The organism is Acinetobacter baumannii (genome assembly GCF_009759685.1).
GTDB lineage: Bacteria > Pseudomonadota > Gammaproteobacteria > Pseudomonadales > Moraxellaceae > Acinetobacter > Acinetobacter baumannii.
Genome location: NZ_CP046654.1, coordinates 1,353,576 through 1,375,251, shown reverse-complemented (window position 1 = coordinate 1,375,251; position 21,676 = coordinate 1,353,576). Strand labels below are relative to the sequence as shown.

16 protein-coding genes, 2 tRNA genes and 3 rRNA genes are annotated in these 21,676 nt (G+C 42.3%); 13 read left to right on the top strand and 8 right to left on the bottom strand.

The window, feature by feature from the left end:
* Nucleotides 1-127 precede the first annotated feature (127 nt).
* The 8 genes from GO593_RS06490 (at nucleotide 128) to GO593_RS06455 (ending at nucleotide 7,972) form a co-directional block, all read left to right on the top strand.
* Nucleotides 128-448 (top strand): RcnB family protein, encoded by a 321-nt coding sequence (locus GO593_RS06490; RefSeq protein ID WP_000724539.1) that lies wholly within the window; start codon nucleotides 128-130, stop codon nucleotides 446-448.
* Nucleotides 449-568: 120 nt separating this feature from the next.
* Complete coding sequence (gene argA / locus GO593_RS06485) at nucleotides 569-1,924, top strand: amino-acid N-acetyltransferase (RefSeq protein WP_001142458.1); 1,356 nt, start codon at nucleotides 569-571, stop codon at nucleotides 1,922-1,924.
* Between the two features lie 333 nt (nucleotides 1,925-2,257).
* Nucleotides 2,258-3,226 carry a sulfonate ABC transporter substrate-binding protein gene (locus GO593_RS06480; protein WP_001173275.1) on the top strand — a complete coding sequence of 323 codons (969 nt, stop codon included), beginning with the start codon at nucleotides 2,258-2,260 and terminating at the stop codon, nucleotides 3,224-3,226.
* A gap of 71 nt (nucleotides 3,227-3,297) precedes the next feature.
* Nucleotides 3,298-4,281, top strand: a complete 984-nt coding sequence (locus GO593_RS06475; protein WP_001164664.1) for a sulfonate ABC transporter substrate-binding protein — start codon at nucleotides 3,298-3,300, stop codon at nucleotides 4,279-4,281.
* 26 nt (nucleotides 4,282-4,307) lie between these two features.
* The gene (gene ssuD / locus GO593_RS06470; protein ID WP_000689552.1) at nucleotides 4,308-5,483 is read left to right on the top strand and encodes an FMNH2-dependent alkanesulfonate monooxygenase; all 1,176 of its coding nucleotides are present in this window, start codon (nucleotides 4,308-4,310) and stop codon (nucleotides 5,481-5,483) included.
* On the top strand, nucleotides 5,480-6,277 hold the full coding sequence (gene ssuC, locus GO593_RS06465) for an aliphatic sulfonate ABC transporter permease SsuC (RefSeq protein WP_000031022.1): 798 nt from the start codon (nucleotides 5,480-5,482) through the stop codon (nucleotides 6,275-6,277). Before ssuD ends, ssuC begins: the two co-directional genes overlap by 4 nt.
* 13 nt (nucleotides 6,278-6,290) lie before the next feature.
* The gene (locus tag GO593_RS06460) at nucleotides 6,291-7,091 is read left to right on the top strand and encodes an ABC transporter ATP-binding protein (protein ID WP_000183289.1); all 801 of its coding nucleotides are present in this window, start codon (nucleotides 6,291-6,293) and stop codon (nucleotides 7,089-7,091) included.
* A 260-nt stretch (nucleotides 7,092-7,351) separates the two neighbouring features.
* Nucleotides 7,352-7,972, top strand: a complete 621-nt coding sequence (locus tag GO593_RS06455) for a TetR/AcrR family transcriptional regulator (protein WP_001186827.1) — start codon at nucleotides 7,352-7,354, stop codon at nucleotides 7,970-7,972.
* A gap of 34 nt (nucleotides 7,973-8,006) precedes the next feature.
* On the opposite strand, the gene GO593_RS06450 is transcribed toward GO593_RS06455, so the two are convergent.
* Nucleotides 8,007-8,573 (bottom strand): 5'-methylthioadenosine/S-adenosylhomocysteine nucleosidase family protein, encoded by a 567-nt coding sequence (locus tag GO593_RS06450; protein WP_001090743.1) that lies wholly within the window; start codon nucleotides 8,571-8,573, stop codon nucleotides 8,007-8,009.
* A gap of 80 nt (nucleotides 8,574-8,653) precedes the next feature.
* Nucleotides 8,654-9,787: a TDT family transporter gene (locus GO593_RS06445; protein ID WP_000828359.1), complete on the bottom strand. Its 1,134-nt coding sequence runs from the start codon at nucleotides 9,785-9,787 to the stop codon at nucleotides 8,654-8,656.
* 208 nt (nucleotides 9,788-9,995) lie between these two features.
* Between GO593_RS06445 and ribF the strand changes: the two genes are divergently transcribed.
* From ribF to GO593_RS06420, 5 genes are all read left to right on the top strand, one after another.
* A complete protein-coding gene (gene ribF, locus GO593_RS06440; protein ID WP_000771824.1) occupies nucleotides 9,996-10,997 on the top strand; it encodes a bifunctional riboflavin kinase/FAD synthetase in 1,002 nt (333 codons plus the stop codon).
* Between the two features lie 61 nt (nucleotides 10,998-11,058).
* The gene (gene ileS, locus GO593_RS06435; protein ID WP_001281022.1) at nucleotides 11,059-13,896 is read left to right on the top strand and encodes an isoleucine--tRNA ligase; all 2,838 of its coding nucleotides are present in this window, start codon (nucleotides 11,059-11,061) and stop codon (nucleotides 13,894-13,896) included.
* Nucleotides 13,889-14,419 (top strand): signal peptidase II, encoded by a 531-nt coding sequence (lspA, locus tag GO593_RS06430; protein WP_001133879.1) that lies wholly within the window; start codon nucleotides 13,889-13,891, stop codon nucleotides 14,417-14,419. The genes ileS and lspA overlap by 8 nt, the downstream gene beginning before the upstream one ends.
* Nucleotide 14,420: 1 nt before the next feature.
* A complete protein-coding gene (locus tag GO593_RS06425) occupies nucleotides 14,421-14,903 on the top strand; it encodes an FKBP-type peptidyl-prolyl cis-trans isomerase (protein WP_000136002.1) in 483 nt (160 codons plus the stop codon).
* A 133-nt stretch (nucleotides 14,904-15,036) separates the two neighbouring features.
* Nucleotides 15,037-15,579, top strand: a complete 543-nt coding sequence (locus GO593_RS06420; RefSeq protein WP_000964178.1) for an NADPH-dependent FMN reductase — start codon at nucleotides 15,037-15,039, stop codon at nucleotides 15,577-15,579.
* Between the two features lie 45 nt (nucleotides 15,580-15,624).
* Here GO593_RS06420 and GO593_RS06415 read toward each other — a convergent pair whose 3' ends face one another.
* The 6 genes from GO593_RS06415 to GO593_RS06390 form a co-directional block, all read right to left on the bottom strand.
* A complete protein-coding gene (locus GO593_RS06415; protein WP_001985065.1) occupies nucleotides 15,625-15,975 on the bottom strand; it encodes an ankyrin repeat domain-containing protein in 351 nt (116 codons plus the stop codon).
* Between the two features lie 121 nt (nucleotides 15,976-16,096).
* Nucleotides 16,097-16,211: ribosomal RNA gene (rrf, locus tag GO593_RS06410) — 5S ribosomal RNA — on the bottom strand.
* 184 nt (nucleotides 16,212-16,395) lie between these two features.
* Nucleotides 16,396-19,288: ribosomal RNA gene (locus tag GO593_RS06405) — 23S ribosomal RNA — on the bottom strand.
* A gap of 340 nt (nucleotides 19,289-19,628) precedes the next feature.
* A tRNA-Ala gene (locus GO593_RS06400) sits at nucleotides 19,629-19,704 on the bottom strand.
* A gap of 55 nt (nucleotides 19,705-19,759) precedes the next feature.
* Nucleotides 19,760-19,836 (bottom strand) — tRNA-Ile (locus GO593_RS06395).
* Nucleotides 19,837-19,895: 59 nt separating this feature from the next.
* A 16S ribosomal RNA gene (locus tag GO593_RS06390) occupies nucleotides 19,896-21,432 on the bottom strand.
* The 16S, 23S and 5S rRNA genes sit together here with 2 tRNA genes alongside, the layout of an rRNA operon.
* Nucleotides 21,433-21,676: the final 244 nt, after the last annotated feature.

Below are 21,676 nucleotides of genomic sequence, written 5' to 3'. Positions count from 1 at the left end.
AATCTTCTAAATTTCTTCTTATTTCATAGAAAATTTTCACATTTATTATTCTTCGCCTTCACGATTTATCTGTAATTTTTCACTAATCTTCAATTATCGAAATTTAATAGATCATTCGAGGTTTACGATGAAAAAGATAACAACAGCAATTGTTCTTTCAATGAGTGGTTTAATCGCAACAACAGCAATGGCTGCGCCTCACGACCATTATCACCACCAAGGATATGAGACAAAAACCGTTAAAGTCATTCATAAAGATGACCATGCGAATATCTGGCGTGCAGGCCAAGTCGTACCGCATCAATACCAACATCCACGTTATGTCATTGACTACCGCTCACACCAGAAATTGACTAAGCCAGGTCGTTATCAAAAATGGTATAAGGTGAATGGAAATTATGTACTCGTAAATGAGCAAAGCCATAAAATTATTAAAGTAATTCGTTAAGTTCATAAAACATCTAACACCCAAAGCTAATTTGGGTGTTTTTTTATCTAAAACATGCGACTTTGAGCTTTTTTGTTTAGAATCCTCTTTATATCTTTTTGCTGTTGATTCGAGATCGGTATGCCAACTAAGTCTTTAGAGAAATCACATAATAATACCCAGCATTATGTACATTGGTTCCGACATTCAGCACCCTACATCAATGCGCATCGTGATAAAACTTTTGTTTTAATGTTTGGCGGTGAAGCAGTCCGCGATCCTAATTTCGAACATATTATTCACGATATTGCCTTATTACATTCTCTTGGCATTCGCTTAATCTTAGTGCATGGCGCACGTCCACAAATTAATCACAACCTTAAAGAAAAAGGGATTGAAACCCCTTTTTATGATAACTGCCGTATTACTACACGCGAATCTTTAAGCTGTGTTATGAGTGCTGTAGGATCTATTCGGTTAGAAATCGAAGCATTGTTATCTATGGGTTTAGCTAACTCTCCAATGTATGGCGCTCGAATAGATGTCGTATCAGGTAATTTTGTAACCGCTAAACCTTATGGTATTCGTGAAGGAATGGATTTTCAGCTTACAGGCGAAGTTCGTTCAATAGATACAGACGCGATTGAACGTCATCTTGATAACAATAATATTGTTTTACTTGGTCCAACGGGCTATTCAACCACAGGTGAAGTATTTAATTTAAGAGCTGAAGAAGTTGCAACCAAAACTGCGACTTATTTAAAGGCAGATAAATTAATCTTTTTAGGTGAGCGACAAGGTTTACCTAACGAAGATGGGCAATTACTGCGTGAATTAAGCCCACACCAGCTTGATTACTATATTCAACAATACCAAACCACACACCCAACCCTAACCCTACATTTGCAAGAAGCAAAAAAAGCATCTTTATCGGGTGTACATCGTGTCCATCTAATTTCTTATTCTTATGATGGTGCCCTTATTGAAGAACTCTTTACGCGTGATGGTGTGGGTACCATGATTACCGATGCGCATTATGAAGAAGTCCGTATGGCACATATTCAAGATGTCGGCGGGTTAATGAACCTTTTACGCCCATTAGAAGAAGAAGGCATTTTGGTGTATCGCTCACGTGAGCGTTTAGAACAAGAAATTAACCAGTTCGCTGTCATTGAACGAGACGGTATGATTTTGGCCTGCGCTGCCCTTTATCCGATTCCGACTGAGTTTAATGAAACACGTTCAGCAGAAATTGCTTGTGTGGCAGTACACCCGAGCTATCGTAAATCGAACCGTGGCAGCCAAATTCTGCAATTTCTCGAAGAAAAGGCCAAACAACAAGGTATTCGTCAATTGTTCGTTTTAACCACCCGTACCGCGCACTGGTTCTTAGAACACGGTTTCCATCAGGTGAGTGTGGATGACTTACCAAATGCCCGTCAGGCACTTTATAACTATCAAAGAAATTCTTTAGTCTTTAAAAAATTGCTTCCCTAGACTATGCATTTTTTAAGATATTCTTATTTCAGATAAGCTTAGTCTAAAAAGTACAACCATAAAGGTAATTAATGTATGGTTGTACTTTTTTTAAATCTTTAAATTTTTCTATTTTAATAATTTTTATTTTATTTACATATACTTAAATATCTTTTTATAAATATTATTCTGTTCAATAAATCATTTTTTTGCATAAGTTTATCGCCGAAAGTTTTTAGCTTTTTTTTGCATAAATAAAGACTGAATATTTATTTTTTACGAAATAAAAATCCCTTTAGGGTATCTGCTCATCCAATTATTTTTCTTTTTCTCTTTCGGGGAGCACGAAACCACATGGCACTTTTTAATTCCACTTCATGGGCAAAATATTCAGTCATTGCTGCCAGTCTTGCGGGAGTGATGATGCTAGGTGGTTGTGCCAAAAAAGAGGAGCACACCACGACAACTTTAAATATCGGCTATCAGAAATATGGCATCCTTCCTATTCTAAAAGCACGTGGTGACTTGGAAAAAGCGCTCAAAGATCAAGGCGTACAAGTGAAATGGGTTGAGTTTCCTGCAGGACCTCAATTACTTGAAGGCCTAAATGTAGGAAGTGTTTCGTTAGGCGAAGCAGGTGAAGCACCACCTATTTTTGCTCAAGCAGCCAATCCAAATTTAGTTTATGTTGCAAATCAACCTGCTGCACCAAAAGCAGAAGCGTTATTGGTACAAAAAGATTCTCCAATCCAGTCTATTAAAGACTTAAAAGGAAAACGTGTCGCACTGAATAAAGGTTCGAATGTTCACTACCTTTTATTAAAAGTCTTAGAAGCAAATCACTTGAGCTTAAGTGATATTCAACCTGTTTATTTACCACCATCAGATGCGCGTGCAGCCTTTGAAAAAGGAGCTGTCGACGCATGGGTGATTTGGGATCCGTTCTTTGCAGCAGCTGAACATCAAATTCAGGCCCGCGTTCTGGCAACAGGTGAAAACTTGGTAAGCAATCATCAGTTCTACTTAGCTGATCGTAAATTTGCAGAAAATAATCCAAAAGTTCTGAACACGGTTGTACAAACGCTAAACCAGACAACTGAATGGGTCAGCACACACCAAGATGAGGCTGCCAAGCTACTCGAAAAACCTACGGCACTTGAGTTTGATGTACTCAAAACATCCATTTCACGTATGGGTTTTGGAGTTCAGCCAATATCTGACAAGGTAGCTCAAGAACAACAATATGTAGCTGATGCCTTCTACGCGCAAAAGCTCATTCCCAACAAGCTCACCATTCAAGAAGCCATTTTAAAACTGAAATAAACCCAGCTTGGGCACAGCTTAAATAACGATATAAATGCTGTGCCTTGTGTTAAGGGAACAAGGATATCAATATGCAACATCAGTCATTATTTAATAAGAGTCAGTGGACTCAGTTAGTTAAGCACTTTAGCGCGGTCGCTGTATTAGGTTTAACAATCGCAGCACCTGCTTGGGCAATTGACCCAACAGTGAAAGAACTTCGTATTGGTTTTCAAAAAAGTTCGATTAACTTCGCGATTGCCAAACAGCAGAAACTATTTGAACAAGAATTTCCAAATGCCAAAATCACTTGGAATGAGTTCCCCGCTGGCCCTCAAATTTTAGAAGCCTTAGCTGTTGGCTCACTCGATGTTGGCGTTACTGGAGACACGCCCCCGGTTTACGCTCAAGCCGCTGGCAAGCCTTTATATTACATTGCTTATGAAGCAGCCAAACCATTGGCCTCGGCAATTTTAGTTCCCAAAAACTCACAACTAAAACAGCTTAAGGACCTAAAAGGTAAACGTATTGCGCTACAGAAAGGTTCTAGCTCACATTACCTACTCGTTCAGGCCGTACGTAAAGCAGGCTTAAAATGGAGCGACATTACCCCAATTTGGCTCACACCTGCCGATGCTCGCGCTGCATTCCAAAAAGGAGCCGTTGATGCATGGGCAATATGGGATCCGTACTACGCTTCAGCACAATTAGAAGACCAAGCTCGTGTTCTTGCATCTGGTAAAGGCCTAAGCCCGAACTATACCTTTTACTTAGCCGCTCCAAATTTTGTTAAGCAATATCCAAAAGCTGTTCCAGGACTCATCAAGCAGATCAATCAAGCTGACAAATGGGTTCAAAGCCATCAAGCAGAAACTGCAAGTGCGATTGGCCAAAGTACAGGCCTAAAACCTGCGACCAGTGACTTATTTATTAAACGCCGTCCACGTCCATCATCGGCAGCTCCACTTAACAGCAAAGTCATTGCTGAACAACAGCAGCTTGCAGACATCTTTACTCAACAAGGCATCATCCCTAAACCAATCAGCATTAAACAAGCTGTTTGGGGTGCCAAGTAATTTCAATAGATATATAGGTAATGCACATGAAAATTTTCTGGTTTATTCCTACCCACGGTGATAGTCGCTATTTAGGTACAAGTAAAGGCGCTCGTCAGGTTGACCATGCCTATATGAAGCAAATTGCTGTGGCAGTAGATAACTTGGGTTACGAAGGTGTACTTATTCCAACGGGCCGTTCATGTGAAGACCCATGGATTACTGCGGCAAGCCTAATTGATGCAACTCAACACCTTAAGTTTTTAGTTGCATTACGTCCGGGGGTAACAACACCAGCGTTGGCAGCTCGTATGGCTGCAACATTTGACCGCTTGTCGAATGGTCGTGTTCTACTCAACTTAGTGACAGGTGGCGATGAAGCAGAACTACGCGGTGACGGTTTATATGAAGATCACTCAACGCGTTATCAAACAGCCAATGAATACGTAAAAATCTGGCGTGAAATTTTGACGCGTTCACATACGGGTGAAGCTTTTACATTCCACGGTGAACGCTTACAAGTAGATGATGCAAAACTACTTTACCCACCTGTTCAAAAACCTTATCCACCTCTTTGGTTCGGTGGTTCTTCAGATGTTGCTGTTGAACTCGCGGCTGAGCAAGTCGACACCTACCTGACTTGGGGTGAACCACCTGCAGCCGTGAAAGAAAAGATCGAACATGTTCGTGCCAAAGCTGAGGCTAAGGGCCGTAAATTAACTTATGGCATTCGTTTGCATGTCATTGTTCGTGAAACCAATGAACAAGCATGGGCAGCAGCTAACGAGCTTATCCAATATCTGGATGATGCAACTATTGCTGCAGCACAGAAAAAATTTGCACAAATGGACTCAGTGGGTCAGCAACGCATGGCGGCTCTACACGGCGGTAATCGAGACAAACTTGAAGTATCCCCAAATCTTTGGGCAGGTATCGGTCTAGTCCGCGGTGGTGCAGGTACAGCACTTGTCGGCGATCCTGAAACCGTTGCTGCACGTATTCAGGAATATGCGGATTTAGGTATCGATACCTTTATTTTCTCAGGCTATCCACACCTTGAAGAGTCAATCCGTTTTGCAGAGTTAGTATTCCCATTATTACCAATCGAGACCCGAGCTAAACTTGCTCAACCAAACTTAACTGGTCCATTCGGTGAAATCATTGCCAACAACTATGTTCCAGACGAGAAGAAACAAAATAGTTCCGTCAAGGAGCCTGCATGAGCAAAGATATAAATATTGTTTCACGTGGAACGAAACAAGTCGGGCAGCGTCTGCTGCCTTGGATTTTCCCGATTGTTCTATTGGTTGTTTGGCAAATTGCGTCAAGTTCAGGCCTTTTAGAAAATCGTATTCTGCCGGCTCCTACGGCTGTCGTTTCTGCTTTTTGGCATCTACTCATTAGCGGCGAGCTTTGGCAGCACGTTAAAGTCAGTGCAGGACGGGCCTTACTCGGACTATTTATTGGGGGTGGTTTAGGTTTGCTATTGGGTCTGCTCAATGGGTCTTCACGTTTCGCCTCTACCCTGCTCGATACAACCTTGCAAATGATTCGTAACATCCCAGCATTAGCACTTATTCCACTGGTTATCTTGTGGTTCGGTATTGATGAAACAGCCAAATTATTTTTGGTGGCGGTCGGAGTCTTCTTCCCTATTTATATCAACACCTATCACGGTATCCGTTCAGTCGATCCACAATTAATTGAGATGGGTAAAAGCTATGGTCTTTCACGTTGGCAGCTTTACAAAGAAATTATTCTACCAGGTGCGATGCCCTCGATTTTAGTTGGTTTACGTTTTGCTTTAGGACTGGTTTGGGTGCTGCTCATTGTAGCTGAGACTATTTCAGCACAAGCAGGTATTGGCTATATGACTATGAATGCACGAGAGTTTTTGCAAACAGATGTAGTTCTGGTCGGTATTCTTCTTTATGCCCTATTAGGCAAATTAGCCGATGTTCTAGCGCAACTTTTGGAACGTTATTTACTACGCTGGCATGCCGGTTATCAAAAATAAAGGAGCTTAGAATATGACAAATCTGAATTTAAATATTAATCAGAATGACGTAGAGCTCATTCCAGAAAACCATTCAGAGTCACAAGAACCTGTGGTAGGCGCAGAGATTCTGATTGAACAGCTTTATAAGTTTTATGGTGAAGTTAAAGTTCTTGAAGATCTTAACCTTCATATTCAACCGGGCGAATTTTTAGCTATTGTTGGTCGTAGTGGCTGCGGTAAAAGTACTTTATTGCGCTTAATTGCCCAACTTGAAAAAGCCAGTTTTGGAGAAATCAAATTTAAATCTGCCCGACATTTGCGTGAAGGTATTACTAACGATGACATACGGGTTATGTTTCAAGACCCACGGTTACTTCCTTGGAGAAATATTCTTCAGAACGTTCAACTTGGGCTACCAAAATCGCAACATGCTTTGGCAGAAGAATTATTAGAGAAAGTAGGTTTAAAAGAAAAAGCGGGACAATGGCCTTCACAGCTCTCTGGTGGACAACGACAACGTACTGCCCTAGCCCGTGCGTTATCTCATACTCCCCGTATTTTATTGTTAGATGAACCTTTGGGTGCATTAGACGCGTTAACTCGTCTTGAGATGCAAAGCTTGATTGAACGTTTATGGAAAGAGCAAGGTTTTACTGCCATTTTAGTTACACACGATGTAAGTGAAGCAGTGCAACTGGCTGACCGCATTATATTGTTAGATAAAGGTCAGATTGCTCAAAGTTTTCAAGTTAATTTGCCGCGTCCACGGAAAAAGAGCATTACTTTTGCTCAGCTTGAACAACAAGTACTCGATGCCGTTTTAGCCACTTAAGGTTGAGATGAGTAATGAGAACCATTCAACCGAAAAATGCCCAATTAACGAGCAATAAAACTGATGATTTATTGCTCTTTTTTAGGGCGAAGATTAAAAAATATTTTTAAGAATAACAATAAACTAGTGAATCTCTCTATTTTTTGCACAATAGTATATCTATTGCTCAAATAACTATCCGTTTTTTCACTAAAAAAGTGAGACACCTGTGCACAAATCAAACGATTTACCTTACAATGGGAACACTATCTTTTTAATTTATGCAGCAAATGGAACAAAAGAAGAGTACCCAAAAGCGCAATCAGCTTCTTGCTGCCGCCCTTGATGTGTTTTCACTATATGGGTTCAGTGGCGCAAGTCTGGATGAAATTGCCCAACTCGCTGACATGCATAAGTCGAATATTTTCTATTACTATGAAAATAAAGAGTCTTTATATGTGGAAGTGCTGACCACAGTTTTACAAAAATGGCTAGCTCCCTTACAAACCTTAGAAGCTGAGTTAGAACCAGCCGAAGCCTTGTCTCATTATTTAATTCAAAAAATCGAACTTTCTCGTAGCCAACCAAAAGCTTCGCGACTATTTGCTTTAGAAATTATTCAAGGGGCACCGCATATTTTGCCTATACTGAAAGGGCCCTTGAAAAAGCTATTTAAGCGCAAAGCTAAGGTCATTCAAACTTGGCAAGAGCAAGGAAAAATTTCACCGGATATCGACCCGGAACTTTTAATTCTCAATATTTGGGGTCTTACGCAAAACTATGCCGATTTTGCAACTCAAATGGAAATGGTAACCGGGAAAACGCTTCGTAACCGCAGTATGTTCCAGCGTTCGATTGAGCATACGGTACATATGATGCTCTACGGCGTATTACCTCGCTAAAATAAAAAAGATCGGCAAATTTGCCGATCTTTTTTTAGAAATGATTTTGATAAAGTGCTAAAAGCTTTTGTGCACCCAATAATAAGTTTTCTTCCCAATCCAAATGGGCCGTATCATCTGCCCCATCAGTAATATATTTCACCGAAATTAAACGTACACCTAACTTGTGGCAAACTTTTGCTAACGCATAGCCTTCCATATCGACCACATCACAAGCGACCTTCGGCTGACCCGTTTCAAATGAGTCCCCTGTCCCACAAATTCCTTTTGGTAAATCCGCAAAATGCGTTTGGAGATGAATTTCAGCCGCCAAGTGGTCATCTAACGGCGTTACCCCGACTTCAAATCCTAAAGGTGAAACGTCCATATCACGTTGTACAAAAGTTTTTATTTCTACTAAATCGTGCCGATTAAAAGATGAACTTCCTGCTGTACCTAAGTTAATTAAAGTTTTACAGCCTGTTTTTTGAATAACCTCAAACGCTTTAAAAGCAGCATTGATCTTACCAATACCACTGTAATGGACTTCGATACCTGCTTGCTCGAATAAACCTTTAGATTCGTTGGGAAGTGCCATAATTAAAGCGGTATCAGTGTTCATTCAAAAAGCTCAAATCAGAATTAACAAAATTAGAAAGTAAGTATAAATCAGGTGCAAAAGCTTTTTGCACCTTTTCACCTTTACTGCATTCTTTGTTGTAAAGCCACCAAACATGGAGAGAAGAATAGCTTGCCACTGTATGCTCCGGCTAAGGTTTTCTTCATTACCACGCTCCACATCACTAATAATAAAATACTGAATGCCACAGCGACGTATTGTAAAAATACAACTTCAATCTGATGACCTAAATTAAATAAAGCCAAAATAAACACACCAAATGGGAAGGTTAAACCCCACCACCCCAAGTTAAACGGAATACCTGTCTTTGCATGACGAAGTGTTGTTAAAATCGCAAGGCCAAGCCACCATAACCCAAAGCCTAAAAGTACCAGACTACCCACAACACCCAAGGCTTGAAATACATGGGCCAACTCAGGAAAGCCAACATTTACAAATACTCTTTGTGCCTGCTCACCTAGCAACAATAGACCTAAAGCACCTGTCCCAATCGGACCTAAAGAAAGCCAGCTAGAAATCGCGACTTCTTTTTCTGGTAACTGATGCAAAGCCATACGCAACATTAAAATCGTTAAAATGGCAAATGCAGGTAAAACAGAGATTCCCCAAAGTACGTAACCCGCTAACAATAAATGAAAGCTATGCACATCTGCTGGTAAATGTGCAACCAACATGCCCGCAGAACTTGCTGCGACTTCACATGCAACCACCGGTAAAAGCCAAATTGCAGTCATGGTATGTAGTTGATGATTCTGACGGCTAAACATGCAAAATGGGATGATCCACGCAATAGCCAGTGCTAAAAAGACGTCGATATACCATAAAGCTTGGGCGATATGAACTGCCACTTCGCCGTAAAGCCCGATTCCGAAGCTTAAAAAGCCATTTAGTATGGTTGCAAGCCCCATCGGTATAGCACCTAAAAACAAGCTCATATTTGGATGATTAAATATTTGCTTCGCTTCATGAGGGAAAAGAAACCACCGTAATAAATAGAGAACTGAAAAAACACTAAATAGAACAATATTAAATTGCCATAACAGCGTAGCCAGCATAAATAAAAATGATTTGGCAAATGGAAGCTGAATTAAAATCATACTGACCACGCCAGTACCCATAGTTGCTGTAAACCAATTTGGGGTAAAATGCCGTATAACATCTTTACTTTGATTTAATTGGTAAAAGGGTCTTTTCATCTTAAGTCTCTAATCAAAGAGTGGATGAGGCTATAGTAGGATAAATTAATAATAAGAAAAATTGATTTATTTTTATTTAATTCATCATTTTTTTAGATATAGAAAGTATTCGTATTGAAAAATACCTGAGTAAAAACACAACAACAAGACGAATCTGTGAGATTATGGCAATATATAGCCCTTGCAAAAATAGCCATATTTTAAGTTCATGAAACTGCTTCGTCTTAATGCGTTATCGCCCAATTTCCAGTTACCACAAACAGCGGTAACTATTGGTAATTTTGATGGTGTCCATTTAGGTCACCAAGCGATGATTGCTCAACTCAAAAAAATTGCTGCAGCACAAGGCTTAAAAACATTGGTCATGATTTTTGAGCCCCAACCGCTTGAGTTCTTTAAAGGCTACGATGCCCCACCTCGTATTAATTCATTACGGGAAAAAGTTGAATATCTAGCTGAACTTGGGGTGGATTACATTGCGGTTGCCAAGTTTGACCAGCATTTCCGTAGCATGAGTGCTTCTGAGTTTGCAGATTTATTAAAAGACAAATTAAATGCTCAAGCTTTGGTTTTAGGAGATGACTTTCATTTCGGCAAAGACCGTCAAGGCAATAGCGAATTTTTAAAGAATTACGGCTTTCAAGTCACAAATTTACATACGATTGAACTCGAAGGTGAACGCGTCAGTTCAACTCGTATTCGCCAAGTGCTTCAAGTGGGTAATCTCGCTTTAGCAGCTAAATTATTAGGCCGTCCGTACAGTATTACCGGACGTGTTCAATATGGCGACCAAATTGGACGAACTTTAGATTTCCCAACGATTAATGTTCGTCTCAACCGTCATAAGCCTTGTTTAAATGGTATTTATGGCGTTGACGTCATTTGCGAAACAACTTCGCTAACTCAAAAAGTGCTTCAGGATAATCCTGAAAAGCCCGGAATTGCCGGATATCATGAAAACAGCCTCTATGGTGCAGGTCATGTCGGTACACGTCCAGCCATTCAGCAAGAACATCCAGAGTGGAGATTAGAAGTACATTTCCCTGATGTTTCTGCTAATCTGTATGGCTTATTTATGCGGGTGACTTTTCTTCACTATCTTCATGGTGAATTGAACTACCCTTCGCTTGAAGCACTTAAGGCAGGAATTGATAATGACGTGCAGCAATTACGACAATATCGTAACGACACGACACAATTTCCTTTTTAATTCGAATTTTGATTGTAAAACATGTCGGCTCCCAAGCTGATTAAACTGGAAGACAACTTGCATGAGCGATAAGCAAACTACTGAAAATGCAGTGGACTACAAAGCCACGCTAAACCTGCCGGATACTCAATTTGCAATGAAAGCAAATTTGGCAGTACGTGAAGTGAAATGGTTAGAAGAGTGGTATACCGACAACATTTATCAGCAGATTCGTGCATCGCGTATTGGCAAGAAAAAATATATTTTGCATGATGGCCCTCCATATGCGAACGGTACAATTCACTTGGGCCATGCGGTTAACAAAGTACTTAAGGACATCATCGTAAAAAGCCGTACTTTGGCAGGTTTCGATGCGCCATATGTACCAGGTTGGGACTGTCATGGTTTGCCAATCGAACTAAAAGTTGAAGAAAAAGTAGGTAAAGTGGGTGAAAAAGTTGATGCAGCCACTTTCCGTAAACACTGCCGTGAATATGCGCTAAAGCAAATTGATTTACAGCGTACTGACTTTAAACGTCTTGGTATTTTAGGGGACTGGGATAATCCTTATCTCACCATGAACTACAAACAAGAAGCCGATATCGTTCGTGCTTTAGGTTTAATCCAAAAAAATGGCCATATCCAGCCGGGCTTAAAGCCAGTGAACTGGTGTATGGACTGTGGCTCAGCACTTGCTGAAGCTGAAGTTGAATACGAAGATAAAAAATCAGACGCAATTGACGTTGGTTTTGGCGTTGTAGATTTAAAAGACTTAAGCGCTCGTGTAAATGTAGATATTCAAGATCCAACGGATATCGTGATCTGGACCACTACACCTTGGACGTTACCAGCGAACCAAGCAGTTGCATTGCATGCCGAAATTGAATATCAATTGGTACAAGTGACTACTGAACGTGGTAAGCAGAACTTTATTCTTGCTAAAGACTTAGTTGCTTCTGCAATTGAGCGTTACAAGCTTGAAAACCCAGTTGTTTTAGCTGACTTTACTGGTTCAGCTCTTGAGAACCTTACCCTACAACATCCTTTACTTACCGATCGCCAAGTTCCGGTTATTTTAGGTGAGCACGTTATCGCAACAAGCGGTACAGGTGCGGTACACACTGCTCCTGGCCACGGTGCAGATGACTATAAAGTAGGTCTTCAATACAACCTTAAAGTTGAAAACCCAGTGGGTGGTAACGGAGTTTACTTACCAACTGCACCAATCTTTGCTGGTGAGCACATCTATAAAGCCAATCCAAAGATTATTGAAGCTTTAGGTGCTGTAGGTCGCTTGTGGGCTCATCAACCGATTAAACACAGCTATCCACACTGCTGGCGTCATAAGACTCCGATTATTTTCCGTGCTACACCACAATGGTTTATCAGCATGGATCAAAAAGGTTTACGTGACGGTGCGCTTAATGCCATTGAAAACGATATCGAGTTTGTACCGAACTGGGGTAAAAACCGTATTGAATCAATGATCGAAGGCCGTCCGGACTGGTGTATCTCACGTCAACGTACTTGGGGTGTACCAATTCCTTTCTTCGTTCATAAAGATACGAACGAATTGCACCCTCGTACGCCTGAGCTCATCGAAGAAGTTGCAAAACTTATCGAACAAGAAGGTATTGATGCATGGTTTAACCGTGATGCGAAAGACTTCATTGGTGAAGATGCTGAACAGTACAATGCTGTTCGCGATACGCTTGATGTATGGTTTGACTCTGGTACAACGCATTATGCTGTACTTGAGCAACGTGAAGAATTAGAAAGCCCTGCTGACTTATATTTAGAAGGTTCAGACCAACACCGTGGCTGGTTCCAATCTTCTTTATTAACGTCTATGGCAATTCATAACCGCGCGCCATACAAAGCCTTGTTAACTCATGGTTTTACAGTTGATGAGAATGGCCGTAAATTATCAAAATCTCTAGGCAACTATATTCCGCTTGAAGAAATCATCAAACAACTTGGTGCCGATGGTTTACGTTTATATGTAGCATCTAGCGACTATCGCTATGAAATTGCAGCATCGAAAGAAATCTTTAGCCGTGTAAGTGATAGCTACCGTCGTATTCGTAATACGCTACGCTTCTTGCTTGCAAACTTAAATGGTTTCAAACCAAGTACTGATGCTCTGGCAGTAGATGATCTTATTGCTCTTGATCAATACATCTTGCAACGTGCTAATGAAGTACAACAGACCATTATCGCGGCCTATGAAGAAATGAACTTCCACGTCGTGTGTAGTGCGTTAACAAGCTTCTGTATTAATGACTTAGGTGGTTTCTATCTAGACATCATCAAAGACCGTCAATACACCACTAAGGCTGACTCACAAGCACGTCGTTCCGCACAAACAGCGCTTTACCATATCGTACAAGCATTTGTTCGCTGGATGAGCCCGATTCTAAGCTTCACAGCTCAAGAAGCTTGGCCACTTATCCCAGAACAAACTGACAAGTATGTATTTACAGCTGAATGGTATGACCTACCTGTTTCATCAAAAGCAAACTTGCTTTCTGAAGCAGATTGGCAAACATTGATTAGCGTAAAATCTGCAGTAAATAAACAGATTGAATCAGCTCGTAACGCTAAACTTGTCGGTAGTAATCTTTCAGCCAAAGTTGAACTTTGGGCAAATGAATCATTACAAACAGTTTTAAACCAACTGGCTGATGAACTCCGTTTTGTTCTTATTACTTCGCAAGTAGTAGTACATCCATTTGCTGAACAAGGTGAAGCAACTGAAATGGAAGGCTTACGTGTACAAGTATCTGCAGCTGAAGGTGAAAAATGTGCACGTTGCTGGCATGTCCTTCCGGATGTAAATACACATGCCGATCATCCTGGTTTATGTGGTCGTTGTATTGTGAACGTCACTGGTCGTGGCGAAGTGAGAAAATATGCCTAATTCACAAGCTAAAAAAGGCTTATTCCAGTTTTATCCTCACAACCTCATTTGGCTTGGACTTTCTGTCCTTGCCATTGTGTTGGATCAATGGACAAAATGGATTGCAAGTACACATCTGAACTACGCAGATCCTGTACCTGTGCTTCCATTTTTAAACTGGACACTATTACATAACTATGGTGCAGCTTTTAGCTTTTTATCTGATGCTGGAGGATGGCAACGCTATTTCTTCACATCTTTGGCAGGCTTAGTTTCAATACTTTTTGTATTTTGGTTGCTACGTATGCCTAAAAAAATGGTGGTGCTACCTGTAGCTATCGCTTTAATTTTAGGTGGAGCACTTGGTAATCTAATTGACCGTATTACTTTAGGGTATGTGGTCGATTTTATTCATGTTTATTACCAAAATCATCACTTTCCAGCTTTTAATATTGCGGACAGTGCCATTACTCTAGGTACCATTTTGCTACTCATCGATACATTCTTCCTTGAGAAGCAAAGACCTAAAAATTCGGATGCATAATATGACCGAAATTATTCAACCTAATGAAGAAATTCGTATTACTGACGGTTCTAAAGTTGACCTACACTTTTCTGTTGCTATTGAAAATGGTGTAGAAATTGACAATACACGTAGCCGTGAAGAACCTGTTAGCTTGACTATTGGCGACGGTAACTTGTTACCAGGCTTTGAGAAAGCGCTTCTTGGCTTACGTGCAGGCGATCGACGTACAGTACATCTACCACCAGAAGATGCTTTTGGTCCGTGGAATCCTGAAAATATACAAACTTTTGATACGGTTAAATTCGAACAACGGCCTATTCCTGGTCATATGATCGAGTTTGAAGATAAAGCAAAAGCAACTTTATTTGGTGTTGTGAAGTCAGTAAATGATGATATTACTGAAATTGATTTCAACCATCCTCTAGCCGGCAAAAATATTACTTTTGAAGTAGAAATATTTAAAGTGACTCCAGCTGGTCAGCAAGGCATTAAGATCATGTAAAAAAAGCCCTCGATTGAGGGCTTTTTTATTATTTAACTTTTATTGATGACATAAGAATCCTTACAAATTCTATATTCTCACGCACCTATATAATGAATTAAGTTATAAAGATAAAAATCCTTAGGAAAAACATATGCTGGTCTATATTATCGTCGGAAGTGTTCGCGAAGGGCGCACAGCTATTAAAATTGCCAATTGGTTAGAAACAACAATACCCTCTTTTAATCTAAAAGATTTTCAAACAGAAGTAATTGATTTAAAAGAATGGAATCTACCCTTATTTTCAGGTTCTCACCCACCTGCTACAGGGATTTATGATCAACCTAAACAACAAGAATGGGCTGATAAAATTGCCCAAGCTGATGCATTTATCTTTATTAGCCCAGAATACAACCACGGTTACAGCCCAGCTTTAAAAAATGCACTGGACTATGTTGGTAAGGAATGGAGCGGTAAACCAGCCGCATTTATAGGTTATGGCTCAACAAATGGTTCTCGTTCTATTAGCCAAATACGCCAAGTCACTTCAAGTTTAAGTATTGTTGACCCAAATGCTGTGATCGAAATACGAGATATCTTCAAACGCAATAAAGATGAAAAGTTTGAAGCCAATGAATTTGAAGTAAAAGGGCTTCAATCAATTGTTGAGAAACTACAGAAATATCATTTGTCTTAAATTGAACAAAAAGCCTCTTTTTCAAATAAAAGGGGCTTTTTAATTTTATAAACTTTTTAAATAATTCACTATATCAGTATTACCCGCCATTTCTGCAAGCTGTAGTGCTGTATATTCACTTTTATAAGTGACATGCGCTCCTTTTTCAACTAATAGCTTCACTATCTCTAAATGATCATTCTCAGCCGCTGCTTGCAAAGCACTATACCCTTCATTATCAGTCTGATTATGATCTTCTCCATCTATTAATAATTGTTTTACTTGCTCTAGATCACCTAAAGATGCCCAATAAATCAGTTCTGGAAGAGAGAGTTCTTCATCGTCTTCAGGTATGGGAGAGAAAGAATTAATTTTCACGGGGACACCAAAAATAAAAAACTTCCTCATTATATCCATAGAATCGAGCAAGCATCCAAAAATGATTTGTAGTTCTATATTTAAATAATTCTTTATTGATTGATTTCCCATATAAAAAAACACCCCAACCTCTTTTGAGATTGGGGTGTTTAGAATAATGAGCTGGCGATGACTTACTCTCACATGGGTAATCCCACACTACCATCAGCGCTAAGAGGTTTCACTTCTGAGTTCGGGAAGGGATCAGGTGGTTCACTCTTGCTATGGTCGCCAGCACAACTGTTTATGGATACTTGCTTGGGTCTTATTTGATGCCGAAGCGTTTTCCAAATCTGTAACAGACTGGGCTGATTGAATCTTACTTTATCTGTTCATTTTAGCTAGAGGTATAACTAAATCAAGTTGTCTTGCATATTTAAGAATCGATTGATGCTTCATATACAACTGCTTGGGTGTTGTATAGTCAAGCCTCACGAGCAATTAGTATTGGTCAGCTTCACATATCACTATGCTTCCACATCCAACCTATCAACGTCCTAGTCTCGAACGGCTCTTTAGAGGACATAAAGTCCTAGGGAAATCTTATCTTGAGGTAGGCTTCCCGCTTAGATGCTTTCAGCGGTTATCCCTTCCGAACATAGCTACCCGGCGATGCGACTGGCGTCACAACCGGTACACCAGAGGTTCGTCCACTCTGGTCCTCTCGTACTAGGAGCAGATCCTCTCAAATTTCCAGCGCCCACGGTAGATAGGGACCGAACTGTCTCACGACGTTCTAAACCCAGCTCGCGTACCTCTTTAAATGGCGAACAGCCATACCCTTGGGACCTGCTTCAGCCCCAGGATGAGATGAGCCGACATCGAGGTGCCAAACACCGCCGTCGATATGAACTCTTGGGCGGTATCAGCCTGTTATCCCCAGAGTACCTTTTATCCGTTGAGCGATGGCCCTTCCATACAGAACCACCGGATCACTAAGACCTACTTTCGTACCTGCTCGACTTGTGGGTCTCGCAGTTAAGCGCGCTTTTGCCTTTATACTCTACGCGTGATTTCCGACCACGCTGAGCGCACCTTCGTACTCCTCCGTTACTCTTTAGGAGGAGACCGCCCCAGTCAAACTACCCACCAGACACGGTCCTCGTCCCGGATCACGGGACAGAGTTAGAACCTCAACATTACCAGGGTGGTATTTCAAGGACGGCTCCACTGGAACTAGCGTTCCAGCTTCAAAGCCTCCCACCTATCCTACACAAGTAAGGTCAAAGTTCAGTGTCAAGCTGCAGTAAAGGTTCACGGGGTCTTTCCGTCTAGCCGCGGGTACACTGCATCTTCACAGCGATTTCGATTTCACTGAGCCTCTGCTGGAGACAGCGCCGCCATCATTATGCCATTCGTGCAGGTCGGAACTTACCCGACAAGGAATTTCGCTACCTTAGGACCGTTATAGTTACGGCCGCCGTTTACTGGGGCTTCGATCAAGAGCTTCGCTTACGCTAACCCCATCAATTAACCTTCCAGCACCGGGCAGGCATCACACCCTATACGTCCACTTTCGTGTTTGCAGAGTGCTATGTTTTTAATAAACAGTTGCAGCGGCCTGGTTTCTGCGGCTGTCGTCAGCTCAGGAAGCGAGTTCCATCACCAACAACAGCGTACCTTCTCCCGAAGTTACGGTACCATTTTGCCTAGTTCCTTCAGCAGAGTTCTCTCAAGCGCCTTGGTCTACTCGACCTGACCACCTGTGTCGGTTTCGGGTACGATTCCTGTGTAACTGAAGCTTAGAGACTTTTCCTGGAAGCATGGCATCAACCACTTCGCTGTACAAGTACAGCTTGCTATCAGATCTCAGCATAGAGTACCCCGGATTTGCCTAAGATACATGCCTACATCCTTTCACCTGGACAACCAACGCCAGGCTGATTTAGCCTTCTCCGTCCTCTCATCGCATTACACAGAAGTAATGGAATATTAACCATTTTCCCATCGACTACGCCTTTCGGCCTCGCCTTAGGGGTCGACTCACCCAGCCCCGATTAACGTTGGACTGGAACCCTTGGTCTTTCGGCGAACGGGTTTTTCACCCGTTTTGTCGTTACTCACGTCAGCATTCGCACTTCTGATACCTCCAGCATGCTTCTCAACACACCTTCATCGGCTTACAGAACGCTCCCCTACCACGTATACAAAGTATACATCCGCAGCTTCGGCACATAGTTTTAGCCCCGTTACATCTTCCGCGCAGGCCGACTCGACTAGTGAGCTATTACGCTTTCTTTAAAGGGTGGCTGCTTCTAAGCCAACCTCCTAGCTGTCTATGCCTTCCCACATCGTTTCCCACTTAACTATGATTTTGGGGCCTTAGCTGGCGGTCTGGATTGTTTTCCTCTTGACTACGGACGTTAGCACCCGCAGTCTGTCTCCCGGATAGTACTCATAGGTATTCGGAGTTTGCATCGGTTTGGTAAGTCGGGATGACCCCCTAGCCGAAACAGTGCTCTACCCCCTATGGTATTCGTCCGAGGCGCTACCTAAATAGCTTTCGGGGAGAACCAGCTATCACCAGGCTTGATTAGCCTTTCACCCCTATCCACAAGTCATCCCCTGGCTTTTCAACGACAGTGGGTTCGGTCCTCCAGTTAGTGTTACCCAACCTTCAACCTGCTCATGGATAGATCGCCTGGTTTCGGGTCTATACCCAGCAACTAAACGCCCTATTAAGACTCGATTTCTCTACGGCTCCCCTATACGGTTAACCTCGCTACTGAATATAAGTCGCTGACCCATTATACAAAAGGTACGCAGTCACACCACAAAGGTGCTCCCACTGCTTGTATGCATGCGGTTTCAGGATCTATTTCACTCCCCTCACAGGGGTTCTTTTCGCCTTTCCCTCACGGTACTGGTTCACTATCGGTCAGTCAGGAGTATTTAGCCTTGGAGGATGGTCCCCCCATATTCAGACAAGGTTTCACGTGCCTCGCCCTACTCGTCATCATTATGTGTGCCCTTTCGTGTACGGGAATATCACCCTCTACGTTCGCACTTCCCAGAGCGTTCCACTAAAACACACATAACTTAATGGGCTGATCCCCGTTCGCTCGCCGCTACTGAGGGAATCTCAATTGATTTCTTTTCCTAAGGGTACTGAGATGTTTCACTTCCCCTCGTTCGCCTTGCAACACTATGTATTCATGTTGCAATACCTACCTTAAAGTAGGTGGGTTCCCCCATTCAGACATCTCCGGATCAAAGGATATTTGCCGCCTCCCCGGAGCTTTTCGCAGGCTATCACGTCTTTCATCGCCTCTGACTGCCAAGGCATCCACCACATGCACTTAATTACTTGACTATACAACCCCAAACAGTCGATGTTACCTACAAGTTAGTAACTTCAACATTTCAGTTTAGAGCACTGTGCACTTAAGCACTGTACAGCTTCAATCTAAATTCACATACCAAAACGCTTGATTCAGTTAATTTGCTAGTTCTCAATTCATCTAGATTAATTGCTTAACCTAAACTCTTGAGTGAACAATTTATTTCAGACTCAATTTTGCCAATCTGTTAATGAGTTAATGTGTCTTCGTCAGATCACACTAATTACCGTGATAATGAAATCACAGAAGTTAATAAACCAAGATCTCAATCTTTATTTACTAATTTCTGTAATCCGAACTTATCTTAAGTTCTGGTGGAGACTAGGAGAGTCGAACTCCTGACCTCCTGCGTGCAAAGCAGGCGCTCTACCAACTAAGCTAAGTCCCCAGCTTACATCATCAATCATGTATCTTTTATCTATAACTTCAACCAGTCAAAGTCATGGTGGGTCTGACAAGACTTGAACTTGTGACCCCACGCTTATCAAGCGTGTGCTCTAACCAACTGAGCTACAGACCCTCAGATACATCTATGAAGAACAACTTGTTGTGGATTCTTACCAATCGTCAATCTTTCGTTAAGGAGGTGATCCAGCCGCAGGTTCCCCTACGGCTACCTTGTTACGACTTCACCCCAGTCATCGGCCACACCGTGGTAACCGCCCTCTTTGCAGTTAGGCTAGCTACTTCTGGTGCAACAAACTCCCATGGTGTGACGGGCGGTGTGTACAAGGCCCGGGAACGTATTCACCGCGGCATTCTGATCCGCGATTACTAGCGATTCCGACTTCATGGAGTCGAGTTGCAGACTCCAATCCGGACTACGATCGGCTTTTTGAGATTAGCATCACATCGCTGTGTAGCAACCCTTTGTACCGACCATTGTAGCACGTGTGTAGCCCTGGCCGTAAGGGCCATGATGACTTGACGTCGTCCCCGCCTTCCTCCAGTTTGTCACTGGCAGTATCCTTAAAGTTCCCATCCGAAATGCTGGCAAGTAAGGAAAAGGGTTGCGCTCGTTGCGGGACTTAACCCAACATCTCACGACACGAGCTGACGACAGCCATGCAGCACCTGTATCTAGATTCCCGAAGGCACCAATCCATCTCTGGAAAGTTTCTAGTATGTCAAGGCCAGGTAAGGTTCTTCGCGTTGCATCGAATTAAACCACATGCTCCACCGCTTGTGCGGGCCCCCGTCAATTCATTTGAGTTTTAGTCTTGCGACCGTACTCCCCAGGCGGTCTACTTATCGCGTTAGCTGCGCCACTAAAGCCTCAAAGGCCCCAACGGCTAGTAGACATCGTTTACGGCATGGACTACCAGGGTATCTAATCCTGTTTGCTCCCCATGCTTTCGTACCTCAGCGTCAGTATTAGGCCAGATGGCTGCCTTCGCCATCGGTATTCCTCCAGATCTCTACGCATTTCACCGCTACACCTGGAATTCTACCATCCTCTCCCATACTCTAGCTCACCAGTATCGAATGCAATTCCCAAGTTAAGCTCGGGGATTTCACATCCGACTTAATAAGCCGCCTACGCACGCTTTACGCCCAGTAAATCCGATTAACGCTCGCACCCTCTGTATTACCGCGGCTGCTGGCACAGAGTTAGCCGGTGCTTATTCTGCGAGTAACGTCCACTATCTCTAGGTATTAACTAAAGTAGCCTCCTCCTCGCTTAAAGTGCTTTACAACCATAAGGCCTTCTTCACACACGCGGCATGGCTGGATCAGGGTTCCCCCCATTGTCCAATATTCCCCACTGCTGCCTCCCGTAGGAGTCTGGGCCGTGTCTCAGTCCCAGTGTGGCGGATCATCCTCTCAGACCCGCTACAGATCGTCGCCTTGGTAGGCCTTTACCCCACCAACTAGCTAATCCGACTTAGGCTCATCTATTAGCGCAAGGTCCGAAGATCCCCTGCTTTCTCCCGTAGGACGTATGCGGTATTAGCATCCCTTTCGAGATGTTGTCCCCCACTAATAGGCAGATTCCTAAGCATTACTCACCCGTCCGCCGCTAGGTCCGGTAGCAAGCTACCTTCCCCCGCTCGACTTGCATGTGTTAAGCCTGCCGCCAGCGTTCAATCTGAGCCATGATCAAACTCTTCAGTTAAAATCATTTTGCACCTTATTTATAGACAAGGTGCCAATTCTGGCTCATCAATTACTGACTTAAATTTCGCTCAAATAAACTTCGAGTAATTTAAACCAATCAATCAATGAAAATTATTTCGATTAATCAATCAGTAAAAATCCACACAAGTTGTTCTTCAATTCTCTTAATGATTTTTCTGCTCCTCATCAGAGACAGAATTCAACGCAATACAAAACCCTCATCTTAACCCTGTAAGCTAAGA